General features: G+C 77.5%; 4 protein-coding genes. 2 read left to right on the top strand and 2 right to left on the bottom strand.

Features of this window, described 5'->3' with window-relative positions; translation table 11 throughout:
- Window positions 1-1,462: lipase maturation factor family protein (locus G6556_RS16590; RefSeq protein ID WP_205693633.1), on the top strand; the 1,462-nt coding region annotated here is incomplete at its 5' end.
- A 29-nt stretch (window positions 1,463-1,491) separates the two neighbouring features.
- On the opposite strand, the gene G6556_RS16585 is transcribed toward G6556_RS16590, so the two are convergent.
- Window positions 1,492-2,715: an ROK family transcriptional regulator gene (locus G6556_RS16585; protein ID WP_166943903.1), complete on the bottom strand. Its 1,224-nt coding sequence runs from the start codon at window positions 2,713-2,715 to the stop codon at window positions 1,492-1,494.
- Window positions 2,716-2,774: 59 nt separating this feature from the next.
- On the opposite strand from G6556_RS16585, the gene G6556_RS16580 reads away from it, so the two are divergent.
- Window positions 2,775-3,644 (top strand): substrate-binding domain-containing protein, encoded by an 870-nt coding sequence (locus G6556_RS16580; protein ID WP_166943901.1) that lies wholly within the window; start codon window positions 2,775-2,777, stop codon window positions 3,642-3,644.
- 96 nt (window positions 3,645-3,740) lie between these two features.
- On the opposite strand, the gene G6556_RS16575 is transcribed toward G6556_RS16580, so the two are convergent.
- Window positions 3,741-5,861: alpha-galactosidase (locus G6556_RS16575; protein WP_166943899.1), on the bottom strand; the 2,121-nt coding region annotated here is incomplete at its 5' end.

The following is a 5,861-nucleotide window of genomic DNA, read 5'->3' as shown; positions in this document are numbered from 1 at the left end:
GTTCCACGCGGAGTGGTTCGACGCGGAGCGGTACACGATCGCCCGCGAGGTCGTGCAGCGCGGGGTCGCCGCCGTGTACGTCCTGGCGTTCGTGAACGTGCTGCGCCAGTTCCGCCCCCTGCTGGGCGAGCACGGCCTGCTCCCGGTCCCGGCGTTCACCGAGCGGGTCCCGCCCCGCGCGGCGCCGAGCCTGTTCTCCCGGCGGTACTCGGACCGGCTGCTGGTCGCGGTCGGCTGGACGGGACTCGTCGTCGCGGCGGCGCTGGTCGCCGGGCTGCCGCAGCAGGGGCCGCCGTGGCTGCCGCTGCTCGCCTTCGGGGTGCTGTGGGTGCTGTACCTGTCGGTAGTCAACGTCGGGCAGACGTTCTACGGGTTCGGCTGGGAGTCGCTGCTGCTGGAGGCGGGGTTCCTGGTGGCGTTCCTGGGCTCCGACGCGGTGGCCCCGCCGTGGACCGTCCTCGCGCTGCTCTGGTGGCTGGTGCTCCGGCTGGAGCTGGGCGCCGGCCTGATCAAGTGGCGGGGCGACCCGGCCTGGCGCGACCTCACGGCGCTGTACTACCACCACGAGACCCAGCCGATGCCCGGGCCCGCGAGCCGGCTGTTCCACCTGCTCCCCCGCCCGCTGCACCGCGTCGAGGTCGCCGCGAACCACGTCGCGCAGCTGGTCGTGCCGTTCGGGCTGCTGGTGCCCGGCCCGGTGGCGAGCACCGCGGCGGCCGTGATGATCGTGACCCAGCTGTGGCTCGTGCTGTCCGGCAACTTCGCCTGGCTGAACTGGCTGACGATCGTGCTGGCGGCGTCGGCGGTGGACGACCGGTCGTGGGCGGCGGTGCTCGGCCTGGTCGGCGTCGACGTCCGCAGCACCGCGCCCGCCGCGGACCCGCCGCCGTGGTTCGTGGTCGTCGTGCTCGCGGTGACCGCGCTGTGCGTCGTGCTGTCGTTCTGGCCCGCCCGGAACCTGGTGTCGCGGAACCAGCGGATGAACGCCTCGTTCAACCCGTTCCACCTGGTGAACGCCTACGGCGCGTTCGGCACGATCACCCGGCGGCGCACCGAGGTGGTGGTCGAGGGCACCCGGGACGAGGACCCGGGCACCGCGACCTGGCTCGAGTACGAGTTCCGCGGCAAGCCCGGCGACGTGCGCCGGCTGCCCCGGCAGTACGCCCCCTACCACCTGCGGCTCGACTGGCTGATGTGGTTCCTGGCGCTCGGCTCGGCGGCGCAGCTGCGCTGGTTCGTGCCGTTCCTCGGCAAGCTGCTGGAGGCGGACCGGCCGACGCTGCGGCTGCTCGCGCGGGACCCGTTCGACGGCGCGCGCCCGCGCTGGGTGCGGGCCCGGCTGTACGGCTACCGGTTCGCCACGCCCGCGGAGCACCGCGCCACGGGCGACCGGTGGGTGCGGGCCGACGAAGGGCTGCTGGTCGACGCGGTGAGCCTGGACCTGCTGACCCGCCGCCGCTGAGCGTGGCGGGGCCGGTGGCCGCCCCGGGGTCACCCCCGCCGCGGCGCCAGGTCCTCCTGCAGCACCAGGGCGGCGGCGCCCACCGCGGCGGCGTCCGCGACGTGCGCCGCGAGCGCCACCCGCACGCCGTGCCGGTCCGCGGCGTGCAGCTCCGCCCGCAGCCGCCGCTCGACCACCTGCGCGTACAGCGACCCGGCGGTGCTGAACGCGGGCCCTGCCAGGACCACGGAGTCGACGTCCAGCAGGTTCGCGGCGGTGACGGCGGCGTCCGCCAGGTACTCCGCGGAGTCCCGGACGAGCTCGAGCGCGAGCGGGTCGCCCTGCACGGCGGCGGTCGCGAGCGCGCCGAAGTCGGTGATCGGGTCGCCGTCCGCGCTGAGCCGCGCGGTGGTGGTCCGCCCCGCGGCGACCGCCTCGCGTGCGCGACGGGCCACGGCGTGCGGCGCGGCGAGCTCCTCCAGCGTGGGACCCGGCCCGTGGCCGTCCCGGTGCAGGTGCATGCGGCCCAGCGGCCCGGCGTTGCCGCTGGCGCCGCGGTGCACGGTGCCGCCGACCACGACCCCCGCGCCGATGCCCGCGCCCATGTAGAGCGTGCAGTGCGCGACCGACCCGGCGGTGCGCCCGGCCCAGTACTCGCCGACCGCGGCGGCGGTGGCGTCGTTGTCCAGGACGACGGGCAGCCCGACCGCCTCGGCGAGGCTCGCCCGCACCGGGAAGCCCTGCCAGCGGTGCAGCGACCGGGACACGGTGATCGCGCCCGCGTCGAGGTCCAGGGTGCCCGGGACGGCGAGCCCGACGCCGGCCACCCGGTCCCGGCCGATGCCGGCCGCCCGGAGCAGCACGTCCACCTCCCCGGCGATGCCGATGACCACGGCCTCGGGGTCCTCCTCGCGCGCGCCGCGCACCCGGGTGCGGGCCACGACCGCGCCCCGGGCGTCGATGAGCACGACGACCAGCCAGTCCGCGCCGAGCTGCACCCCCACCGCGCACCGGGCCAGCGGGTCGAGCGTGAGCATGACGCGGGGTTTGCCGCCGGTCCACTCCCGGGCCCCGTTCTCCCGGAGCAGCCCCTGGTCGAGCAGCGCCCGCACCGCGTGCGAGATCGCCGCCTGGGTGAGCCCGGTCAGCTCGGCGAGCTCGACCCGGCTGATCGGCCCCCGGGTGCGGACCAGGTCGAGCACCCGGGCGCGGGTCGTCGACGGCGCGCGACCGCCCCGCCGCCCGGCGCCCTGCCCGACCTCGACGCCGTCCATGCTGCTCAGCATGGCACGGCGGCGCACCCGCTCCCCGCCGGGCGTGCGATGCTGCGCCCATGACGACGCCGACGCCGCCGGACCGGCGGCCGGGCAGCGGCGTCCGGGTCGGGCTGGCGCTGCTGCCGGCCGACGACGACGGCGCGCTGGAGCCCTTCTACACGGACCTGCTCGCGGGCATGGAGGAGGAGCTCGACGCGCACGGCGCGAGCGTGTTCGTGCACGTCGTGCCCGACCTGGACGCCGAGCTCGTGGCGTACCGGCGCTGGGCGCGCGACGGCCTGGTGGACGCCGTGGTGATCTCGGACCTCGTGGCCGACGACCCGCGCGAGCAGGCGTGCCGCGACCTCGGGCTCCCGGCCGTCCTGCTCGGCGGCGAGCCGGGCGACGGCCGCTGGGTGGTGGACTACGACAACGACGCCGCCATGCGCACCGCGGTCGCGTTCCTGGCTGAGCTCGGCCACCGCCGGGTCGGCTGGGTGTCCGGGCCGGAGCGCTACCGGCACACCCGGGTGCGGGGCGCGGCGTTCCGGGACGCGGCTGCCGCCGCCGGGCTGGTCGGGCTGCACCGGGAGGGCGACTACGGCGCGGCGAGCGGCGCCCTGCGCACGGCGGAGCTGCTCGCGCTGCCCGAGCCGCCGACGGCGATCGTCTACGACAACGACCTCATGCCGCTGGCCGGGCTGCGCGAGGCGGCCCGGCTCGGCGTGCGCGTCCCGCAGGACCTCTCGGTGCTGGCGTGGGACGACTCGGCGAACGTCCGGATCTCGCACCCGCCGCTGTCCGTGGTGAGCCGGGACGTGCACGAGCTCGGCGCGCTCACCGCCGAGGTGCTGCTGCGGGCCGTGGCCGGCGGCGCCCCCGCGACCACCCGCACCCCGGGGGTGCGGGTGGTCGCGCGCGGCTCGACGGCACCGCCGCCCGCCTGACCGGGCGCCGAGTTCGGCACTCCGCGCGCGAGGTCGGCACCTCGAGGTGCCGACCTCGCCCCGGCAGTGCCGAACTCGGGCGCGGTGGCCGGCGGCTCAGACCTCGGTGGCGTGCAGCACCAGCGCCTGCGCCGGCCACAGCGCCGGGAGCTGGAGGCCGGTCGTCCCCAGCACACGCCCGGGGAGCGTCACCTCGCCCGCGGCCAGCCAGGGCGGCGTGATCCAGCCCCAGCGCGCGGTCCCGATCTCGTCGCGGACCCGCACCCGGTACCGGGCGTCCGGGCGCAGCCCGTGCAGCCGCACCGGCTCGGGCCGGGCGTCCTCCAGGGTGGCGACCGTGGCGACGGTCCACACCCCGGCCGAGCCGTCCGGGGCGACCGCGCCGACCACCCGGAGCGCCGGGTCCCGCACGTCCGCGTGCACGGCGGTGCCGGTGTGGATCAGCGGCCGCAGCTCCCGGTACAGCGCGGCGAACCGGGTCAGCACCTCGACCTCCTCGTCCGAGCAGGACAGCACGTCCCACTCGAACCCGGCGGACCCCATGAGGCTGGTCGCCAGCCGGTAGGACAGGTCGAGCGTCCGCCCCGAGGAGTGCGACGTCGGCGGGCCGACGTGCGCGCCCACGAGCTCCGGCGGCAGCAGCAGCCCGGTCCACCGCTGGATGTCCTGCCGCTCGACCGCGTCGTTCGAGTCGGAGGCCCACACCCGGTCGGCGACCTCCAGGACGCCGAGGTCGCTGCGGGCGCCGCCGGACGAGCAGGACTCGATCTCCAGGCCCGGGTGCCGCGCCTTGAGCTCCGCCATCAGCCCGAGGACCGCCCGGGTCTGCGCGTCGACCCCCGGCCGGCCCGCGTGCCGGGCGTCCACCAGGTCGCGGTTGTGGTCCCACTTGATGAAGTCGATCCCGAGCTCCGCCACCAGCGCGGACACCTGCCCGAGCACGTGCGCCCGCGCGTCGGGCAACGCCAGGTCGAGCACGTACTGCGTCCGGTACGACAGCCCCTCGGGGTCGGGCACCCGGGCCGGGTCGTGCAGCAGCCAGTCGGGGTGCGCCCGCGCGAGGTCCGAGTCGAGGCTGACCATCTCCGGCTCGAACCACAGCCCGAGCTGCATGCCGAGGCCGTGCACCCGCTCGGCGAGCGGGGCGAGCCCGTCCGGCCACACCGTCCGGTCGACGACCCAGTCGCCGAGCCCGCGGGTGTCGTCGCGCCGCGCGAGGAACCAGCCGTCGTCGAGCACGAACCGCTCGACGCCGATCCGCGCGGCCCGCTCCGCGAGCCGGAGCACCGTCGCGGGGTCGTGCTCGAAGTACACCGCCTCCCAGGTGTTGAGCACGAGCGGCCTCGCCGTGCGCGGGTGCTGCGGCCGCGAGCGCAGGGAGGTGTGGAACCGCGCGGACACGCCGTCCAGGCCCGCGTCGGACCAGGCGAACCACGCCGTCGGCGCCGCGAACGCCTCGCCCGGCGCGAGCACCACCTCGCCGGCCCGCAGCAGCTCCCCAGCGCCGAGCAGGGTCGGCTGGTCGGGCAGCCGGTCGGTCCGGTAGGTCGCGTCCGCGGGCCACGCGAGGTGCACCGCCCAGACCTCGCCGTCCCGGTCGCGCGGCGCGATGGTCGACACCGCGAGCAGCCACGGGTGGTCGTGCCCGGGGCGTCCGCGCCGCGTCTGCCGCGCCAGCGACCCCCGCGGCAGCGGCCCGGTGGCGGGCACCTTCTCCCGCGTCCACCGGCCGGCGAACGTCGTGAGCACGTCCGCCCGGGTGGGCACCGGCAGCGCCGCCTCCAGGGCCTGGACCTCGACGCCGGCCGGCGCGCCGGGGTCGACCTCGAGCCGGTGCGCGAGCCCCAGCAGGCCGCCCGGCTCCAGGTGCAGCCGCGTGCGCAGCACCAGCCCGGCGGCCGCGTCCCGCGCGACCACCTCGACCGCGTGGCCGTCCAGCGCCGGGGCGGGCGGGTCGGCCACCCAGCGCGGGGCCAGCGGCACGCCGTCGCGCACGAGCTGGGCGCCGGGGCGTCCCGGCCAGCCGTCGGTCTCCTGCGGCAGCAGCGACGGGTGCGCGGCCGCGTCCAGGGTCCCCGGAACGGTCTGCCGGTCGGCGGCCGCGCGCAGGCCGGCGAGGTCGTCCGCGGTCAGCGGGCCGAGGTCGGCGCCCCAGTGCAGCACCTGTGGCAGGCCGTCCCGGGGGTGGGCCAGGACGACGGCGACGCCGTCCCGGCG

This window comes from Cellulomonas sp. IC4_254 (genome assembly GCF_011603975.1).
Taxonomy (GTDB): domain Bacteria; phylum Actinomycetota; class Actinomycetes; order Actinomycetales; family Cellulomonadaceae; genus Cellulomonas.
The sequence above is the reverse complement of the archived record's forward strand: the minus strand, read 5'-3'. Positions and strand labels throughout refer to the sequence as shown.